We start from the raw sequence: 17,008 nt of genomic DNA on the forward strand, positions 1-17,008 counted from the left end.
CCATGCGCTGGAAGAAAACCCTGCAACTCGTGGACGTGCATTGCGAAGGCGAAATCGGCAAGGTCATCACCGGGGGCGTCATCGACGTCCCCGGAAGTACCATGCTGGAGAAGATGAACTACATCAACGAGGTGGACGACAGCCTCAGACGCCTAGTAACGCTCGAACCGCGCGGCTGCCTGCAGATGTCGGTGAACCTGTTGCTGCCACCGACGCGCCCGGAAGCGCAGGCCGGATTCATCGTCCTGCAGTCGGACAAGGCGCACCCCATGTCCGGTAGCAATTGCATCTGCGTGGTCACCGCTTTGCTGGAACTCGGCATGGTCCCGATGCAGGAGCCCGAGTCGGTCGTGGTACTCGATACCCCGGCCGGATTGGTCACCGCCAAGGCGCGTTGCGAAGACGGACGCTGCCTGAGCGTATCGCTGGACATGGTGCCGGCGTTCGTCGAAACGCTGGATGTCGACATCGAGACCGAGCCGTTCGGGCGTATCAAAGCCGATATCGCTTTCGGTGGCGTGTATTACGCGCTGGTGGACGTCGATCAGGTGGGCCTCTCAATCGCACCCGAGCACGCCCGCGAGTTGGCGAGCGCCGGTGTGGCGCTGAAGGAAGTGATCAACCGACACGTCCGAGTCCAGCACCCTTTGTTCGAATCGATCAACGAAGTCGCCTACGTGATGTTCCGCAATCGCATCGACGACAAGACCTACCAGACCTGCACCACGCTGCCTCCCGGTCGGGTCGATCGTTCGCCCTGCGGCACGGGCAGCTCGGCCAACCTGGCTACGCTCGATGCGCGCGGCCTCGTGGAGGTTGGCGACCGGTTGCTGTCGCGCTCGACCATAGGCGGCGAGTTCAACGTCGACCTGCTCGGGCGGACCGAAGTTGGCGGCCGCGCCGCGGTATTGCCGCGCGTGACCGGGCGGGCCTGGGTCTACGGCATTCAACAGCTGGGCGTCGACCCGGATGACCCCTTAGCCGCCGGCTTCATGCTGAGCGACACCTGGGGATCGGGCTTCGCCAACTAGCTGGCGAGACGAACCGCAGCCTGACCCACAACGACAACAGAGGGCGCCTGATGGATGTTTTGACGCTGGACACAGGCAAAGCGGTGCGCCGTCATGGCGGCCGCTTCGTCTACGAGGCGCTGCGCAAGCAGATCCTGACGCTTGAACTGCGGCCGGGCACACAGCTCGACGAGGTATCGCTGGCCAATCAGTTTGGGGTGTCCCGTTCACCCGTACGCGACGCCCTAGCGCGCTTGATTGCGGAACGCCTGGTGACCATCCTGCCCAACCGCACCACGCTGGTCGCACCCTTTGAGATCGAGGAATTTCCTAACTACATTGCCGCGCTGGACCTGACTCAACGCGCCGTGACCCGGTTAGCCGCGCTCAATCGCAGCGATGCCGACATGGCGAAGATCCGCGCGGCCAACGAGCGCTACGTAACAGCCCTGACCAGCGACGGCTTCCAAACGATGACCGAGCAGAACAAGGCATTTCACATGGTCATTGCTCGCGCCGGTGGAAACCCCTACCTGACCACCTATTACGAACGCCTGCTGGACGAAGGCCAGCGGCTGCTGCACCTGCACTTCGATTTCGTCATCAGTTCCCGTAACCTGACCCAACCCGAGCAGGACCACGACACGCTGATGGATGCCATCGAACGACGCCAGGCAGATGCAGCCGAACGCGCCGCTCATGATCACACGATGCTGTTCAGGGATCGTTTTCTCGATTTCATGAAGCAGAACCTGACGGCCGGCCTGTCGATTGCCTGAGCGAGCGCCGCGCGCCGGACGATTAGTGCCGTCGCGCAACCGTACGCAGAGAAGCCCTGATGAATGATTTGGCAGTGAAACCCGAGCCCAAGGCGCGCCGCCACGGTGGCCGCTACATCTACGATGAGCTGCGCAAGCAGATCCTCACGCTGAAACTGAAGCCCGGTGCACCGCTGGACGAGGTGTCGTTGGCCGCACAGTTCGGCCTGTCACGCTCGCCCGTGCGCGACGCCCTTGCCCGGCTGGTCACCGAAGGGCTGGTCACCATCCTTCCGAACCGAACGACGCTGGTCACACCCTTCGAGATCGACGAATTTCCCAACTACATCGCTGCGCTGGACTTGATCCAGCGAGCCGTAACCCGGCTCGCCGCGCTGCAGGGCACGCCCGACGATATCGATCGGATTGGCCAGGCGAGCGATGCCTACATGGCCTCGATCAACAAGGGGGATTTCCAGCTGATGACCGAGCTGAACCGGGAATTTCACCTGGCTATTGCCCGTGCCGGACGTAATCCCTACCTCACCAGCTACTACGAGAAGCTGCTCGACGAAGGCCAACGGCTGCAACACCTGCACTTCGATTTCATCATGAGCACAGCCAGCTCCAACCGCCTCGGGCGCGATCACGACGAAATCGTCGAGGCCATCCGCGCCCGGGATGCCGAAGCCGCGGAGCGCGCTGCCCATGAGCACACGATGCTGTTCCAGCGCCGCTTCCTCGACTACATGCAGCAGAACCTTACCGAGTCGATGAAGCTCTAGCCGGACGCCGCCAATCAGATCGAGCGGGTGATGCCACCGTCCACCCGCAGGTTCTGGCCTGTGATGTAGCCGCCGCCCTGCGAGGCCAGGAAGCGAATCACCGCCGCCATTTCCTCGACCTTGCCGTAGCGCTGCATGGGGATACGTTCACGGCGTTCGGCCGTCTCCGGCAGGCTGTCGATAAAGCCGGGCAATACGTTGTTCATGCGGATATTGTCGGCCGCGTAGCGGTCAGCGAACAGCTTCGTATAGGCCGCCAAACCCGCGCGGAAAACGCTGGACGTCGGGAACGTCGGGTCGGGCTCGAAGGCCGAGAAGCTCGAGACGTTGATGATCACGCCGCCCTTCTGCTTCAGCATCAGCGGCACCACCAGCCGGGTCGGGCGCACGGCGCTGAGGAAATATACGTCCATGCCGCCTTGCCATTGCTCGTCGGTAATTTCCAGCAAATCTGCCCGCGGACCGTGCCCGGCGCTGTTGACCAGCACATCAATGCGCCCCCAGCGAGCCTCGACCTCGTCGATCAAACGCTTGATGTCTTCGTTGGATTGGTTGGAGCCGGTCACCCCAATGCCGCCCAACTCGCGCGCCAGGGCTTCGCCGCGGCCCGATGAAGACAGGATGCCAATCTCATAACCGTCCTCCGCGAGCGCGCGCGCCGCCCCCGCGCCGATGCCACTACCGCCGGCCGTGATCACTGCTACTTTCCTGCTTGTCATGCCGCGCCTCCTCAACATAGCCTGAATGCGCTTATTTCAACGGCTCTGACCAGCGTTGACCAATCATCTGTAACACTGCCAGCCAGTAGGAAAACTTCCGAGTGAAACGATGGGGAGCCCGCCAGGGGTCACTACCGAACCTGCATCACCTGCTCGCCTTCGAGGCCAGTGTGCGGCTCGGCAGCTTTCGGGCGGCGGCCGATGAAATGCATCTGACGCAGGGAGCCATTGCGCAACAGGTACGCGCCCTGGAGGCCGAATTGCGCTGCGCGCTGTTTCGCCGGCATGCCCGCGGCCTGGAGCCGACGCCCGCCGCGCTCGACTACGCCAACCGTATCCGCCTGGCGATGGGTGTGGTCGAGGAAGCGACGCGCGAGCTGGTGGCTGCCAGCAGCGAAGGCGAGAACCGCCTGACGCTGAGCACCACGCCCTCCTTCGCCAGCCGCTGGCTGATCCCCCGCCTGACGCGCCTGGCCGAGGCACATCCCGATATCGCTTTGATGATCGATGCCTCCAACACCACCCGCCCGCTCAAGGGGCCGGGGCGCGTGGACCTGGCAATTCGCTGGGCCAGCCCGCCTTTTCCCGACGCGCACAGTCGACACCTGCTTCACGCGCGCCTGGTGCCGGTCTGTGCGCCCGCGCTCGTCACGCAGCACGGCCTGACCAGCGCTGGGGACCTTGCGCATGCACCGCTGATTACAGATGGACACAACCGCTGGGCGCCATGGTTCGATGCCTTTGCCCAGGGCACGCCTAACGGCGGCGCAGGCCCGGTGTTCACGCAAACCAGCCTGGCCATCGAGGCTGCTGAACAGGGTCTGGGTGTAGCCTTGGCGCCGCGCCTGCTGGTCGAGGATGGGCTGGCGCGTGGCAGCCTTGTGCTGGCTGTTCAGGGCGCCTGTGAGCTGGATGTCGGTGCCGGCTTCTACCTGCTCACAGCCAGCCCGGCACCTGCCGACTCGCCAGCAGGCAAGGTGATCGGCTGGCTGATCGATGAGGCACAGGCGGCGGATAGGGATATCCATTGATTGATGAGCCCAGGCGATGCCGACGCCCCTGATGAACGGACGGTTCGAAGCGGTAATCTCCAAACAGGCGCTCATAAATAGCGAACTTACCTATCGGCACTTTTCTACACTTCGCCGGCACTTCGTCGGCGAGCAGATGCTGCCGCGAGCCATTCGAACAGGCGGCACGCCGAGCGCGAGCGTGACCGCCACTGGAGACCCTGCCATGCGCCCAGCCCACGCCCTGATCGATCTCGATGCCCTGCGCGCCAACTACCGTTTTGCCCGCCAAACAGGTCAGGCACGTGCGCTGGCGGTAATTAAGGCGGACGCCTACGGCCACGGCGCCGTTCGCTGCGCCCAGGCGTTGGAGCCAGACGCCGACGGGTTCGCAGTCGCCTGCATCGAGGAGGCGCTGGAGCTGCGCCAGGCCGGCATCCGCGCGCCGATTCTGTTGCTCGAGGGCATCTTCGAGCCGGACGAACTGGCGCTCTTGGCAGAGCACCGGCTGTGGTGCGTCGTGCATGCAACTTGGCAAGTCGAGGCGATCGAACGCGCGCGCTTGCAGGCGCCGCTGACCTGCTGGGTCAAGCTCGATTCAGGGATGCATCGTGTCGGGCTGGATCCCAAGCAGTTCGAACAGGGTTGGCAACGCCTGCGCATGAGCCGCAACGTCGAAAAGCTGGTGCTGATGAGCCATTTCGCTCAGGCCGACGAGCTGGACGAGCCGGCCACCCCGAAGCAACTGACGTGCATCGAGCGTACCCGGCAATCGCTCGAGGCGGAGGTCAGCCTGTGCAATTCACCCTCGCTGCTCGGCTGGCGTCAAGTGCTTGCCGTCCAAGGCCGCCACGACTGGCTGCGACCCGGGATCATGCTTTACGGCGCCAGCCCCTTCGATGCACCGCAACCGTTGGCCGACCAACTCCAACCGGTTATGACCCTGACCTCCAAAATCATCTCCACGCGCGAGCTTCCAGCTGGCGAAGCGGTCGGGTATGGCGCGCGCTTCGTCACTGAGCGCCCGACCCGGGTCGGTGTGGTCGCGATGGGCTATGCCGACGGCTACCCCCGCCACGCACCGACCGGCACGCCGGTGGCCGTCGATGGCACGCTGACCCGTCTGATCGGGCGCGTCTCGATGGACATGTTGACCGTCGACGTGACCGACCTGCCCAACGCTGGGGTCGGCAGCGCGGTCGAACTCTGGGGCCGCCAGGTCTCGGTCAACGACGTGGCGCAGCGCGCCAGCACCATCCCCTATCAACTGTTCTGCAATCTCAAGCGTGTCCGCAGAAGCTATTCGGGTGTCTGACGCACGGCGGGTCAGCACCCGACTTGTTCGGGCGCGGTATTAGCACTGCTGATAAAATGCCCGCCTTTTCAGCGCGCTTCGGCACGGCCAGCCCGCACGATCAGCCGGACACCCTATGAATAGCCCGCAAAACCCCACCCTGCGCCCTTCCCCTTCGCGCCGCTTCAGCGTGGCACCGATGATGGACTGGACGGACCGTCATTGCCGCTTCTTCCTGCGCCAGCTGTCACGCCACGCCCTGCTCTACACCGAAATGGTCACCACCGGCGCGCTGATCAACGGCGATGCCGAACGCTTCCTGCGCCACGACGAGGCGGAGTATCCCCTAGCGCTCCAGCTGGGCGGCAGCGTGCCGGCCGATCTGGCCGCTTGCGCGAAGATGGCCGAGGCCGCCGGCTATGACGAGGTCAACCTCAACGTCGGTTGCCCCAGTGATCGCGTCCAGAACAACATGATCGGCGCCTGCTTGATGGCCCACCCGGCGCTGGTCGCCGACTGCATCAAGGCCATGCAGGATGCGGTGGGCATCGAGGTGACCGTCAAGCACCGGATCGGCATCAACGGCCGCGACAGCTACGCGCAGCTGCGTGATTTCGTCGGCCAGGTGCACGCAGCCGGCTGCCGCAGTTTCACGGTGCATGCGCGCATCGCCATCCTTGAAGGATTGTCACCGAAGGAAAACCGCGAGGTTCCGCCGCTTCGCTATGAAGTCGTCCGGCAGCTGAAGGCGGACTTCCCGCAGCTGGAGATCATCCTCAACGGCGGCATCAAAACGCTCGACGAGTGCGAAGCGCACCTGCAAGAACTCGACGGCGTCATGCTCGGGCGCGAGGCCTATCACAACCCCTACCTGCTCGCGCAGGTCGACGCCCGGCTTTTCGGCTGCGATGTACGTCCCATTAGCCGCGCCGATGCGCTGCTGCGCATGCGCCCGTACATCGAGCAGCACCTAGAAAGCGGCGGCTCGATGCACCACGTCACGCGTCATGTACTGGGCCTTGCGCAGGGCTTCCCAGGCGCGCGACGCTTCCGCCAGTTGCTATCGGTAGACGTCCACAAGACTGACGAGCCGCTGGCCTTGCTTGACCAGGCGATCGGCTTGTTGGAAGGTCGCTGAAGCGAGGAACACGCCGGATCTTTTTCGATCCAAGTGCTGTCCGTAACCGGCTCCACCCAGCCCGCCGCGGCGAAACGCAACCTCAGAGGATAGAGCGCCCCATGACATCCAAGCTGGAACAACTCAAGCAATTCACCACCGTTGTCGCCGATACCGGTGACCTCGACGCCATTGCCCGCTTGAAACCGGTGGACGCCACCACCAATCCGTCGCTGCTGCTCAAGGCTGCGAACCTGCCGCGCTACGCCGAGCACCTACAGGCGGCAATGTCTGGCTGCAAAGGCGATATCGGGCTGGGTTGCGACCTGTTCGCGGTGGCCGTGGGGCAGGAAGTGCTCAAGCTGATCCCTGGGCGGATCTCCACCGAAGTCGATGCGCGTCTGTCGTTCGATGCCAAGGCGATGGTGCAGCGCGGCGAGCGCCTGATCGGCCTATACGAGAAAGCCGGCGTTTCCCGCGACCGCGTACTGATCAAGCTCGCCTCGACCTGGGAAGGCATTCGTGCAGCCGAGCAGCTGGAAAAATCCGGCATCCAAACCAACCTCACCCTGCTGTTTTCCTTCACCCAGGCCGTGGCCTGCGCCGATGCGGGCGTATTCCTGATCTCGCCGTTCGTGGGCCGCATCTACGACTGGTACAAAAAGCATGAAGGCCGCGACTTCGCAGGGGCGGAAGACCCGGGCGTGCAGTCGGTCAGCCGCATCTATGACTACTACAAGGGCAACGACTTCAAAACGGTCGTCATGGGCGCCAGCTTCCGCAACGTTGGCCAGATCGAGGCGTTGGCCGGCTGCGATCGCCTGACCATCAGCCCGGAACTACTGGGGCAGCTGTCTGACATGGAGGGGCCGCTGGCGCGTGCACTCGAACCAGGTCGCGCGACCGAACCGCGTATCGCGATGGATGAAATCAACTTCCGCTGGGGGCTGAACGAGGACGCGATGGCAACCGAGAAGCTCGCCGAAGGCATCCGCCAGTTCGCACGGGATCAGGAAAAGCTCGAAGCGCTGCTGCCGACCAAGCTGTAGTCGCTCAAGCTCAGCTGTAGTCCGAAATGACAGTCAGGAGCGCTCCAGCGCCGTTACGAGGTCGCGAAAGGCCTCGCGGTTGGACTCGTTGAGGCTCATCAGGATGCGATGAGCCTCAAGCACCTTGCCCTTCACCACCTCTTCGGACTGATCCTGGCTCGGTAGGTCGGCGAGTTGGTCAGGCGTTGGCAACGGCTGGTCGACGATATTGAACACCTGGTCGAACCCCATGGATTGGAGCAGGCGGGTGATGTCTTCGTGGGTGGTGACCAGGGTCGGCAACATGCCGACCTTTTGCCGCGAAAGGATCGACAGCTTAGCCAGCAGGCCAAGGGTGGTGCTGTCAATGCTGCGGCTCTCGGTGAGATCGATAACGATCGCCGAGAAGTTGAGCGACGAGAAGATCTTCTCGATCGTCGCGTCCAGCGCAGAACAGAGCGTCAAACGGATCTCACCGACGAACTTCAGGACGAAGGTCCCATCCTGTTCTGCGAACTGGATCGTACCCATGCTCATGCAAGGTTCCTGCTCAATACCAGCAATGCGATGTCATCCGGCATGTCTTCAAGACCAGCCAGGCCGAATACCTCGCGCAACCCCTTGAGCGTGCCGCCCGCTTTGGCGACAAGCCCAGGCAATCCCGCCTCCTTCGCTTTGAGCGTCTCGCCGGGCAAAAGGTCCAAGATGCCATCGGAAAGCAGCGTCAGGCTGAACGAAGCTGGCAGCTCTATCTCGTAGTTATCGTAGGTCGCTTCGGCGAACAGGCCAACCGGCAGGCCCCGGCCTTCGAGGTAACGCGCCTGGCCATCGGTAAAGAGCACCGGCATCGGCAGATGGCCACCAATGCTGTAGTGCAGCAGGTTGCGCTCCTGATCGATCACGCCGCCGAGCATGGTCACGTGCTTGCCGAGCTTGCAATTGATCAGGCCGCGATTGATGTGGTCGAGTACCTCGGACGGCTTGAACTCGCGCAGCGCGCCGCCGCGCCGCGACTCGTAGAGCAGCCGTGTCGTCATGAACTTCAACAGCACGGTCACGAACGCGGACGAAGCGCCGTGGCCGGAGACATCGGCCAGGTAGAAGCCGATGCGGTGCTCGTCGACGCGGAAGTAGTCGACAAAGTCTCCCGACAGGTAAAGCGACGGAATGATCTGATGCGCGAAATGAAAGTCGTCGATGCCGTAGGGAGTGTCAGGCAGCATATTCATCTGCACCTGACGGCCCGCGTCCTGATCTTCCTGTAGCAGATGCAGGCTGGCCTGCAGGTCACGATTTGCCGTTTCAAGCTGCTCGCGATAGCGACGGTTCTCCAACCGCAACCGCGAACGATCCAGCGCACGCCGTACCGAGTGCTCGAGCATGGCCAGATCTTCCAGGGGCTTGATCAGATAGTCGGCCGCGCCGAGGCGCAGCGCCTCGACGGCATCGCTCATCACCCCGGCACCGGAGACGACGATCACCGGCAGATCGGCTTGGCGTTCAGTCACCAGGCGGATCAGCTCCAGCCCGTCCATTTGCGGCATGCGCAGGTCGCAGATCACCAGATCGGGGTGCTCGGTATCGAACAGCTCCATGCCGCGTGGCCCGTTGGGCGCCTGCAGAACCCTGAATCCGCTGTCGTCCAGATAGGCAGCCAGGCTGGCTCGCACTACGTCGTCGTCATCAATGATCAGCAGCGTCGCGCTTGGGTTCTGCATGGTCCTACCAGGCGGTATCGCCAGGATGTTGGCGAGAGCATCAGCCCCGCGCGGGCGCTGGGCATGGGATCTTTTCAAGGCGCAGACGGTACTCCCATACGACATGCGTTTCAAGCCAGACGCAGGCGCCCGAAGCGCTGCTTTACAGCCTCGATTCGCGAGCGTTATAAGGGCCCGGGGGCCACAGTAGTTAAAGGACGAAACCATGACCCAGCGCGATCGGGACTACAGCGAGAAACGAGACTTCATCCGCATGCAGGTCGATACGACCGTGACGCTGATCCACGCCGGCCAGACGTTTCAGGGCGTGTGTCAGGACCTGTCGAGTACCGGGATGCAGGTGCTCACGGCTGCACAGCTGAGCATGGGTGACAAGGTGCGGGTGCAGATCCCGTCCGAGCATGCCGAGTTGAAAGGGCTGGACGCCGAAACCGAGGTGGTGCGCGTCGGCACCCACGAGGACGGCCGCCAGAGCCTGGGGCTGAGCATCCTGTCAATGAGTTGAGGTAAGCCTCGCTCGAGGATGGCAAAAAAAACGGGAGCGCTTGGCGCTCCCGTTTTGTTTCAAGCTGTTTACCGTGCCCGTCAGAAGTCGTCTTCGACCTGGCCATCCTGCACTCGGAACTCACGGTTCTGCAGGTAGGCGTTGCGGATGAAGATGTAGCGATCACCGGTGATCATCCGCTCGGCCGACAGCAGCTCGGCGCGCAAGTCGACCACGTTCACGGCGCGTGTCACGTTGCGGGTCGGGATGTGGTCGATGTGCGGATAGGGCTGCAGGAACGAATCGGGCACACGGCCGGCGGCGTCGCGCACGGTGCTCGGGCCGAGCAACGGCAGCACGACATAGGGCCCGCTACCCAATCCCCAGGCGCCGAGCGTCTGGCCGAAATCCTCATCGTTCTTCTGCAACCCCATGGGCGTTGCGACATCGAAGAAACCCAGCACACCGAAGGTGGTGTTGAACAGGATGCGGCTGGTGTCGATGCCCGCGTCGCGGACCTTGCCTTGCAGCAGGTCGTTGGTCAGCACCACAACGTCACCAAGATTGCTGAACACGTTGCCGATGCCGGTTTCGAGGATGTCAGGCGTTACCTTCTGGTAACCCTTCGCCAACGGCTTGAGGGTGTAGGTGTCGATGGTGTCGTTGAAGCGCAACACCACGCGATTAACGCCCTCCCAAGGGTCTTCTTCTGCGGCGAACGACGAGGTCGCCCCTAGCATGGCCAACGCCGCTACCAGCGTGAGCCTGAAATAACCGAACCATTCCTTGCCGATCGATCGCATCGCTGCATCCTCTTGTCCGAGTGCGGGCTGCCGTGAAAGCGCAGCAGTATAAGGCCTTTCCGACGCCTGCCGTCAGCCGTCAGTCACGCCCACAATCGGTTGGCAAACAGCGCAACGAACTCGCCCGGGCGTAGCCTATCGAAACAGACAGGCCTGGCTTGCTGGTTTAGGCTTGAAACATGGCCACCGGCCTTACGAGATGGCACCAACAATAGAGGGAAGCACGATGTCGGAACATGACCTGCAGTCGCAATTGCTCGAGTTGCGCAGTCAACTGGCGCAGGACACGCCGCTGACTGAAGAAGAGCGCGAGGAGTTGCAACTTATCGCGCGGGACATCGAGTTGCGCCTCTCCAATCAGGAGATGGTCGACCAGAACGATTCGCTCGTCGATGGCGTTAACCTGGCGGTCGAGCGCTTCGAGGCCAGCCATCCGAATACCGCCATGACGCTGCGCAACATCATGCAGACGCTGGCGAACATGGGTATTTAAAGGAAAGGAGACGGCGCGGAAGACGAGCGTCGTCCGCGCGTTCACTTACTGGCGGACCAAGCGGCCGTTGTCGGGCGTCAGCGCTTCGGTGCTGCGGTAGGGGTTGATGTCCAACCCGCCCCGGCGCACGTAGCGGGCATGCACAGTGAGCCGTTGCGGTTCGAGCAAGCGCTGAAGATCGAGAAAGATGCGCTCGACACACTGCTCGTGGAAATCCGCATGCTGACGGAAGCTCACTAGGTAGGCCAACAGGCTCGCATGATCCAGCGCGGCCCCCTTGTAATCGATAACCACCGTGCCCCAGTCAGGCTGGCCGGTCACCGGGCAGTTGGACTTGAGGAGATGGCTGTAAACGCACTCCTCCACCTGTCGACCCGGCTCGCAGCGCAGCAGGGCAGCGCGCGGTGAGTCGTAGTTGTCGATCGCCACGTCCAACGCGTCGATACAGATGCCGGCAGGCAGTGCGATGCCCTCCGCCGCCACCTCGGCCAGCGTCCTCAGCCTGACGCCAACGGTCTTGCCTGCTGCTGCTGACAGGTCGCGCGTCATCACCTCAACCAGCACTTCAGAATTCTCGAAGCAGGATTGGTTGAGCGAGTTCAAATAAAGCTTGAACGACTTCGATTCGATGATGTTCGGCGAATCGGCCGGGATGCTGAACTCACCAATGGCGACCACCGGCTTGCCCGACGGCAGCAGCCAGGACAACTCGTAACAGTCCCAGATATCCACGCCGCGATAGGGCAATGTTTCGGCAGTCAGCCCCAGCTCGGCCCACTTGGGCGCGCGCGGGATGGGAAAGAGTTGTTCGGGGCTGTAGGTCGCGACATAGGCGCTCGTCTTGCCCAGCGGCGAATGTTCGGCGGGATGCTGCATGGTGGGAACCTGTACGAAAAACGGCCAACAGTGTATCGGGTTGCGCTGCGTTTATCACCGCACCCGGCGGTACTGTTACTGGCGCATCCCGCGCCCACTGGTCAGCAGGCGGATCGAGAAGAGGTACATCAATATGGCCGCGACCAGCATGAAGCTGATGGCGGTGCCGATGCGGATGTCCGATACGCCAAGGATGCCGTAGCGGAAGGCGTTGACCATGTGCAGGATGGGGTTGGCCAGCGACAGGGTCTGCCAGAACGGCGACAGCAGGTGGATCGAGTAGAACACCCCTCCCAGGTAGGTCAGCGGCGTGAGGACGAAAGTCGGGATGATCGAAATGTCGTCGAAGTTGCGCGCGAACACGGCGTTAATGAAGCCGCCCAGCGCGAAGATCGTCGAGGTCAACGTAATCACAAGAAGCGTCACGCCCAGGTGATGCACCTGCAGGTCGGTAAAGAACATCGACAGCAGGGTGACGATCACCGCTACAGCCAGACCGCGAGTGATACCACCGAGCGCGAAGCCGATAAGGATCACGTGCGGGGAAACTGGAGAGACCAGCAGCTCCTCGATCGAGCGTTGGAATTTGCTGCTGAAGAAGCTCGACACCACGTTGCTGTACGAGTTGGTGATCACAGACATCATGATCAGGCCCGGCACGATGTATTGCATGTAGGTGAAGCCATCCATCTCGCCGATGCGCTCACCGATGAGATTGCCGAAGATTACGAAGTACAACACCATCGTGATCGCCGGGGGCAACAGCGTTTGCGGCCAGATACGGGTGTAACGACGAATTTCGCGGTGGACGATAGTCTGCAGGGCAACGAGGTTCGGGCGGAATTCTGCGTTCATTGGGCCACCTTGGGCAGGTTGTTTTCCACCATCGACACGAACAGCTCCTCCAGCCGGTTGGTCTTGTTACGCAAACTCAGCACCTCGATGCCCTGCGCCGAAAGCATACGAAACAGCTCGGTCACGCCCTGGCTCTTCTCGACCTGCACCTCGAGCGTATGGTGGTCGACCAGGCGCGCCGGGTAGGCCCCTAGCTCCGGCGGCACCAGCTGCGACTCCTTGAGATCGAGCAGAAAGGTTTCGACATGCAGCTGCTTGAGCAGCTCACGCATGCTGGTGTTCCGTACGATCTGGCCGTGGTCGATGATGCCGATGTTGCGGCACAGCTGTTCGGCTTCTTCCAGGTAGTGCGTGGTCAGGATGATGGTGATGCCCTCGCGGTTGAGTTCGGTGAGGAACGACCACATCGAGCGGCGCAATTCAATGTCCACGCCCGCCGTAGGCTCGTCGAGAATCAGCAAGCGAGGCCGGTGGATCAGCGCACGCGCGATCATCAGGCGCCGCTTCATGCCGCCGGACAGCATGCGGGACGAGACATCACGCTTATCCCACAGGCCCAACTGATTGAGGTATTGCTCGGCGCGCTCCTTGGCGACTTTCGCCGGGATGCCGTAGTAGCCGGCCTGGGTGATGAGAATGTCGAATGCCTTCTCGAACTGGTTGAAGTTGAACTCCTGCGGCACTACCCCCAAGCAGCGTTTGAGGCCGCCGGGGTCGCGATCCAGGTCACGGCCGAATACATTGACCGTGCCGCCGGACTTGTTCACAAGCGTGGAAAGGATACCGATCGTGGTGGACTTGCCCGCGCCGTTGGGGCCGAGCAGCGCAAAGAAATCACCTTCGGCCACATCGAGGTCGATACCTTTGAGGGCCTGAAAGCCGTTTCCGTAAGTCTTGGTCAACTGCCGGATGGACAAAGCGGTAGTCATAGAACATGCACGCAACGCTGGAGGGATCTGCAGTACATAAGGGCAGGACAGGGCAATTACAACCACATCAGCGCGAGCTCGCCCCGAGGAGGGCTCCTGCAAAAGAATCCCACACGCCGCTTCCGTAGGCACCGCGCCCCGGCGGCGAACTCCAACCACTCAAGCCTAAAAGGCTTCGCCCCGAGGGCGGGGCTCCTACAAAAGTCCAATCCTACACGCCGCTTCCGTGGGAGCCGCGACCCCGCGGCGAACTCCAACCACTCAAGCCTAAAAGGCTTCGCCCCGAGGGCGGGGCTCCTACAAAGCCCAATCCCGCACGCCGCTTCTGTGGGAGCCGCGACCCCGCGGCGAACTCCAACCACTCAAGCCTAAAAGGCTTCGCCCCGAGGGCGGGGCTCCTACAAAAGTCCAATCCTAGACGCCGCTTCCGTGGGAACCGCGACCCCGCGGTGAATTGCAACCACTCAAGCCCAAAAGCCTAGATCCGCGGCGAGGCACCTACATCAGCCCCAAACCAGAACTCGCCCCCACCGTTCCGGTCATTATCTGAAACCAATCGCGGCAAACAGTCCCTTCACCGCCGTGGGCACAGTGCCTATGCTCGAACAGGACGCCATCCGCTCAACAAGGAAATGCTCATGACCCTGCTCTGGCTGCTCGTTCTCCTGGTCGGTATCGCCGTCATCGCCCACCTGCGCGTCTCACCCGTCCCGGCGTTGATCATGGTCGCGGCCTACCTGTCGCTGATGGGAGCGGCCTATGAAACGCCGGCCTGGCTGATGATTATTCTCTGGTTGGTGTTCGCGGCGATCGCCGTCCCGCTGCTAATACCTGATCTGCGTATCAAACACTTCAGCGGCCCCATGTTCGATTGGTTCAAGAAAGTCTTACCTCCCATTTCGGATACCGAGCGCGATGCCATCGACGCCGGCACTGTCTGGTGGGATGGCCAACTGTTCAGCGGCAAGCCCGACTGGGACGTCCTGCTCAACTATCCAAAGGCCCGGCTCACCGATGAAGAACAAGCCTTTCTCGACGGCCCGACTGAAACACTCTGCGCCATGGTCAGCGACTGGGAGATCGGCCAGCGCCTGGATCTGCCGCAGGAGGCCTGGGACTACATCAAGGCCGAAGGCTTCTTCGCACTGATCATCCCGAAGGAATACGGCGGCAAGGGCTTTTCCGCCTATGCGCATTCGCAGATCGTGATGAAGCTCGCGACCCGTAGCGGCGACCTGGCGACAACCGTCATGGTGCCCAACTCGCTCGGCCCGGCCGAATTGCTCATGCACTACGGCACTGACGAGCAGCGCAACCATTACCTGCCGCGCCTGGCCAAGGGCACTGACATACCCTGCTTCGCCCTGACCGGCCCCTATGCCGGCTCAGACGCGGGCGCGATGAACGACACGGGCGTCATCTGCAAGGGCCAGTGGCAAGGCGAAGAAGTAATCGGCCTGCGCCTGAATTGGGAGAAGCGCTACATCACGCTTGGCCCAGTCGCGACGCTGCTCGGAGTGGCGTTCAAGACATACGACCCGGAACACCTGCTCGGCGACGAGGAGGAACTGGGGATCAGCCTCGCCCTGATTCCCACCGACACCTCCGGCGTCGAGATCGGCCGCCGCCACCTGCCCCTCGGCGCAGCCTTCATGAACGGCCCGAACTGGGGCAAAGACGTATTCGTGCCGCTGGAGGCCATCATCGGCGGTCGCGACATGATCGGCAAAGGCTGGATGATGTTGATGAACTGCCTGTCTGTGGGGCGCTCCATCTCGCTCCCAGCCACTGGCGTCAGCGCCGCCAAGACATGCAGCTACGTCACCGGCCGCTACGCCAGCATCCGCGAACAATTCAATGTGCCACTCGCTGCCTTCGAGGGAATCCAGGAACCTCTGGCGCGGATCGGCGGCAACGCCTGGTTGATGGACAGCGCCCGTATCCTCACCGCCAACGCCGTCGACCTTGGAGAAAAGCCGTCGGTCCTTTCGGCCATCCTCAAGTACCACCTCACCGAGCGTGGCCGCGCGTGCGTCACCGATGCGATGGATATCCATGCCGGCAAGGGCATCATCATGGGGCCGAACAACTACCTGGGCCGGCTGTGGCTGTCCGCGCCGATTTCCATCACGGTCGAGGGCGCGAACATTCTTTCGCGCAACCTGATGATCTTCGGCCAGGGCGCCATTCGCTGCCATCCGTTCGTGCTGCGCGAAATGGAACTGGTGCATGAACCCGATCGCGACGCAGCCGTCGTGAAGTTCGACAAGCTGCTCATGCAACATATCGGTTTCGCTGTCAGCAATACTGCCAGCACCCTGCTGCTGGGCCTGACCTTCGGCTTGATCGGCAAAGCGCCCGGCAACGACCTGACCCGCCCCTACTTCCGCGCCCTGGATCGCATCGCCGCAGCGTTCGCCATGCTCGCCGACCTCTCCATGATGCTGCTCGGCGGCGAACTGAAGCGACGCGAGCGGCTTTCCGCCCGCCTCGGGGACGTGTTGAGCCATCTGTACCTGGCGTCGGCCGCCCTCAAGCGCTATCACGACCTCGGCCACCCGGCGGACCAGGCGCCGCTGTTGCGCTGGGCACTCGAAGACTGCCTGAACAAAGCCGAACAGGCGCTCGCCGACACGCTCGCCAATTTCCCGAACCGCCTGCTCGGCGTTGTGCTCCAGGTATTGGTCTTCCCATTCGGCGCGCGGCACAAGGGGCCGTCCGACGAACTGGACGCTGAAGTGGCAGCTATCCTGGGTCGTCCCGAAGGCGATCCTGCCCTCGAACAGATCCTCGAAGGCGTGTACCGGCCGGCACGCGGCGACCAAGCCCTGGTGGCCCTGCGTGACGCCTATGATGCGCTGGTCGCTGCGCAACCGCTGCAGAAAAAGCTGCACAAGGCAGTCAAGAGCGGCGACGTGAAGCCCGTCGCCGGAGAGAACCCCATTGATGCCGCCGTCGCCGCCGGCGTGCTAGACAGTGCCGAAGCCCAGCAACTGACTGAAGCGGAAGCCGCCAGACGCAAAGTCATCAGCGTCGACGACTTCGCCAAGGAAGACCTCGGCTACCAACCGGATCGGGTGAGGTAACTCGTGCCCCATCCGCACGCACCAAGCAGAACCCTGCTGTTTA

At 62.5% G+C, this 17,008-nt stretch carries 17 protein-coding genes; 10 read left to right on the top strand and 7 right to left on the bottom strand.

Going from position 1 to position 17,008, the window contains the following annotated elements:
- Positions 1-2: 2 nt before the first annotated feature.
- From KXR72_RS07045 to KXR72_RS07055, 3 genes are read left to right on the top strand one after another with little or no spacing between them, the layout of a single operon-like run.
- A complete protein-coding gene (locus KXR72_RS07045) occupies positions 3-1,031 on the top strand; it encodes a proline racemase family protein (RefSeq protein WP_437420414.1) in 1,029 nt (342 codons plus the stop codon).
- A gap of 50 nt (positions 1,032-1,081) precedes the next feature.
- Positions 1,082-1,789 (top strand): GntR family transcriptional regulator, encoded by a 708-nt coding sequence (locus KXR72_RS07050; RefSeq protein WP_437420415.1) that lies wholly within the window; start codon positions 1,082-1,084, stop codon positions 1,787-1,789.
- Positions 1,790-1,848: 59 nt separating this feature from the next.
- Positions 1,849-2,553, top strand: coding sequence for a GntR family transcriptional regulator (locus tag KXR72_RS07055; protein WP_437420416.1), 705 nt, complete (start codon positions 1,849-1,851; stop codon positions 2,551-2,553).
- A gap of 14 nt (positions 2,554-2,567) precedes the next feature.
- On the opposite strand, the gene KXR72_RS07060 is transcribed toward KXR72_RS07055, so the two are convergent.
- Positions 2,568-3,272 carry an SDR family oxidoreductase gene (locus KXR72_RS07060; protein ID WP_437420417.1) on the bottom strand — a complete coding sequence of 235 codons (705 nt, stop codon included), beginning with the start codon at positions 3,270-3,272 and terminating at the stop codon, positions 2,568-2,570.
- Between the two features lie 101 nt (positions 3,273-3,373).
- Here KXR72_RS07060 and KXR72_RS07065 point away from each other — a divergent pair, with 101 nt between their 5' ends.
- The 4 genes from KXR72_RS07065 to tal all read left to right on the top strand — a co-directional run bounded on the left by KXR72_RS07065 (position 3,374) and on the right by tal (position 7,742).
- On the top strand, positions 3,374-4,303 hold the full coding sequence (locus KXR72_RS07065) for a LysR substrate-binding domain-containing protein (RefSeq protein WP_437420418.1): 930 nt from the start codon (positions 3,374-3,376) through the stop codon (positions 4,301-4,303).
- Positions 4,304-4,508: 205 nt separating this feature from the next.
- Entirely contained in the window at positions 4,509-5,597 is a 1,089-nt protein-coding gene (alr, locus tag KXR72_RS07070) for an alanine racemase (protein WP_437420419.1), read from the top strand.
- 115 nt (positions 5,598-5,712) lie between these two features.
- Positions 5,713-6,714 carry a tRNA dihydrouridine(20/20a) synthase DusA gene (dusA, locus tag KXR72_RS07075; RefSeq protein WP_437420420.1) on the top strand — a complete coding sequence of 334 codons (1,002 nt, stop codon included), beginning with the start codon at positions 5,713-5,715 and terminating at the stop codon, positions 6,712-6,714.
- Positions 6,715-6,815: 101 nt separating this feature from the next.
- Positions 6,816-7,742 (top strand): transaldolase, encoded by a 927-nt coding sequence (gene tal, locus KXR72_RS07080; protein ID WP_437420421.1) that lies wholly within the window; start codon positions 6,816-6,818, stop codon positions 7,740-7,742.
- Between the two features lie 33 nt (positions 7,743-7,775).
- Here the strand turns inward: tal and rssC are convergent, their stop codons facing one another.
- On the bottom strand, positions 7,776-8,258 hold the full coding sequence (rssC, locus tag KXR72_RS07085) for an anti-sigma factor antagonist RssC (RefSeq protein ID WP_437420422.1): 483 nt from the start codon (positions 8,256-8,258) through the stop codon (positions 7,776-7,778).
- A complete protein-coding gene (gene rssB, locus KXR72_RS07090) occupies positions 8,255-9,439 on the bottom strand; it encodes a two-component system response regulator RssB (protein ID WP_437420423.1) in 1,185 nt (394 codons plus the stop codon). The genes rssC and rssB overlap by 4 nt, the downstream gene beginning before the upstream one ends.
- 205 nt (positions 9,440-9,644) lie before the next feature.
- Between rssB and KXR72_RS07095 the strand changes: the two genes are divergently transcribed.
- On the top strand, positions 9,645-9,944 hold the full coding sequence (locus KXR72_RS07095; protein ID WP_437420424.1) for a PilZ domain-containing protein: 300 nt from the start codon (positions 9,645-9,647) through the stop codon (positions 9,942-9,944).
- 80 nt (positions 9,945-10,024) lie between these two features.
- On the opposite strand, the gene KXR72_RS07100 is transcribed toward KXR72_RS07095, so the two are convergent.
- The gene (locus tag KXR72_RS07100; RefSeq protein ID WP_437420425.1) at positions 10,025-10,726 is read right to left on the bottom strand and encodes an MlaA family lipoprotein; all 702 of its coding nucleotides are present in this window, start codon (positions 10,724-10,726) and stop codon (positions 10,025-10,027) included.
- Positions 10,727-10,952: 226 nt separating this feature from the next.
- On the opposite strand from KXR72_RS07100, the gene KXR72_RS07105 reads away from it, so the two are divergent.
- Positions 10,953-11,219 carry a DUF4404 family protein gene (locus tag KXR72_RS07105; RefSeq protein WP_437420426.1) on the top strand — a complete coding sequence of 89 codons (267 nt, stop codon included), beginning with the start codon at positions 10,953-10,955 and terminating at the stop codon, positions 11,217-11,219.
- 45 nt (positions 11,220-11,264) lie between these two features.
- Here the strand turns inward: KXR72_RS07105 and queF are convergent, their stop codons facing one another.
- From queF to KXR72_RS07120, 3 genes are all read right to left on the bottom strand, one after another.
- Entirely contained in the window at positions 11,265-12,095 is an 831-nt protein-coding gene (gene queF / locus KXR72_RS07110) for an NADPH-dependent 7-cyano-7-deazaguanine reductase QueF (protein ID WP_437420427.1), read from the bottom strand.
- Positions 12,096-12,170: 75 nt separating this feature from the next.
- Positions 12,171-12,950 carry an ABC transporter permease gene (locus KXR72_RS07115; RefSeq protein WP_437420428.1) on the bottom strand — a complete coding sequence of 260 codons (780 nt, stop codon included), beginning with the start codon at positions 12,948-12,950 and terminating at the stop codon, positions 12,171-12,173.
- Positions 12,947-13,879 carry an ABC transporter ATP-binding protein gene (locus KXR72_RS07120; protein WP_437420429.1) on the bottom strand — a complete coding sequence of 311 codons (933 nt, stop codon included), beginning with the start codon at positions 13,877-13,879 and terminating at the stop codon, positions 12,947-12,949. Before KXR72_RS07120 ends, KXR72_RS07115 begins: the two co-directional genes overlap by 4 nt.
- A gap of 638 nt (positions 13,880-14,517) precedes the next feature.
- Between KXR72_RS07120 and KXR72_RS07125 the strand changes: the two genes are divergently transcribed.
- Complete coding sequence (locus tag KXR72_RS07125; protein WP_437420430.1) at positions 14,518-16,965, top strand: acyl-CoA dehydrogenase; 2,448 nt, start codon at positions 14,518-14,520, stop codon at positions 16,963-16,965.
- Positions 16,966-17,008: the final 43 nt, after the last annotated feature.

Origin of the sequence: Stutzerimonas chloritidismutans, assembly GCF_051486945.1 — a bacterium.
GTDB classification, from domain to species: domain Bacteria; phylum Pseudomonadota; class Gammaproteobacteria; order Pseudomonadales; family Pseudomonadaceae; genus Stutzerimonas; species Stutzerimonas chloritidismutans_B.

Coding starts and splice junctions, on each gene's coding strand:
- KXR72_RS07045 (WP_437420414.1), top strand. CDS start 3: ATGCGCTGGAAGAAAACCCTGCAACTCGTGGACGTGCATTGCGAAGGC.
- KXR72_RS07050 (WP_437420415.1), top strand. CDS start 1,082: ATGGATGTTTTGACGCTGGACACAGGCAAAGCGGTGCGCCGTCATGGC.
- KXR72_RS07055 (WP_437420416.1), top strand. CDS start 1,849: ATGAATGATTTGGCAGTGAAACCCGAGCCCAAGGCGCGCCGCCACGGT.
- KXR72_RS07060 (WP_437420417.1), bottom strand. CDS start 3,272: ATGACAAGCAGGAAAGTAGCAGTGATCACGGCCGGCGGTAGTGGCATC.
- alr (WP_437420419.1), top strand. CDS start 4,509: ATGCGCCCAGCCCACGCCCTGATCGATCTCGATGCCCTGCGCGCCAAC.
- dusA (WP_437420420.1), top strand. CDS start 5,713: ATGAATAGCCCGCAAAACCCCACCCTGCGCCCTTCCCCTTCGCGCCGC.
- tal (WP_437420421.1), top strand. CDS start 6,816: ATGACATCCAAGCTGGAACAACTCAAGCAATTCACCACCGTTGTCGCC.
- rssC (WP_437420422.1), bottom strand. CDS start 8,258: ATGAGCATGGGTACGATCCAGTTCGCAGAACAGGATGGGACCTTCGTC.
- rssB (WP_437420423.1), bottom strand. CDS start 9,439: ATGCAGAACCCAAGCGCGACGCTGCTGATCATTGATGACGACGACGTA.
- KXR72_RS07095 (WP_437420424.1), top strand. CDS start 9,645: ATGACCCAGCGCGATCGGGACTACAGCGAGAAACGAGACTTCATCCGC.
- KXR72_RS07100 (WP_437420425.1), bottom strand. CDS start 10,726: ATGCGATCGATCGGCAAGGAATGGTTCGGTTATTTCAGGCTCACGCTG.
- KXR72_RS07105 (WP_437420426.1), top strand. CDS start 10,953: ATGTCGGAACATGACCTGCAGTCGCAATTGCTCGAGTTGCGCAGTCAA.
- queF (WP_437420427.1), bottom strand. CDS start 12,095: ATGCAGCATCCCGCCGAACATTCGCCGCTGGGCAAGACGAGCGCCTAT.
- KXR72_RS07115 (WP_437420428.1), bottom strand. CDS start 12,950: ATGAACGCAGAATTCCGCCCGAACCTCGTTGCCCTGCAGACTATCGTC.
- KXR72_RS07120 (WP_437420429.1), bottom strand. CDS start 13,879: ATGACTACCGCTTTGTCCATCCGGCAGTTGACCAAGACTTACGGAAAC.
- KXR72_RS07125 (WP_437420430.1), top strand. CDS start 14,518: ATGACCCTGCTCTGGCTGCTCGTTCTCCTGGTCGGTATCGCCGTCATC.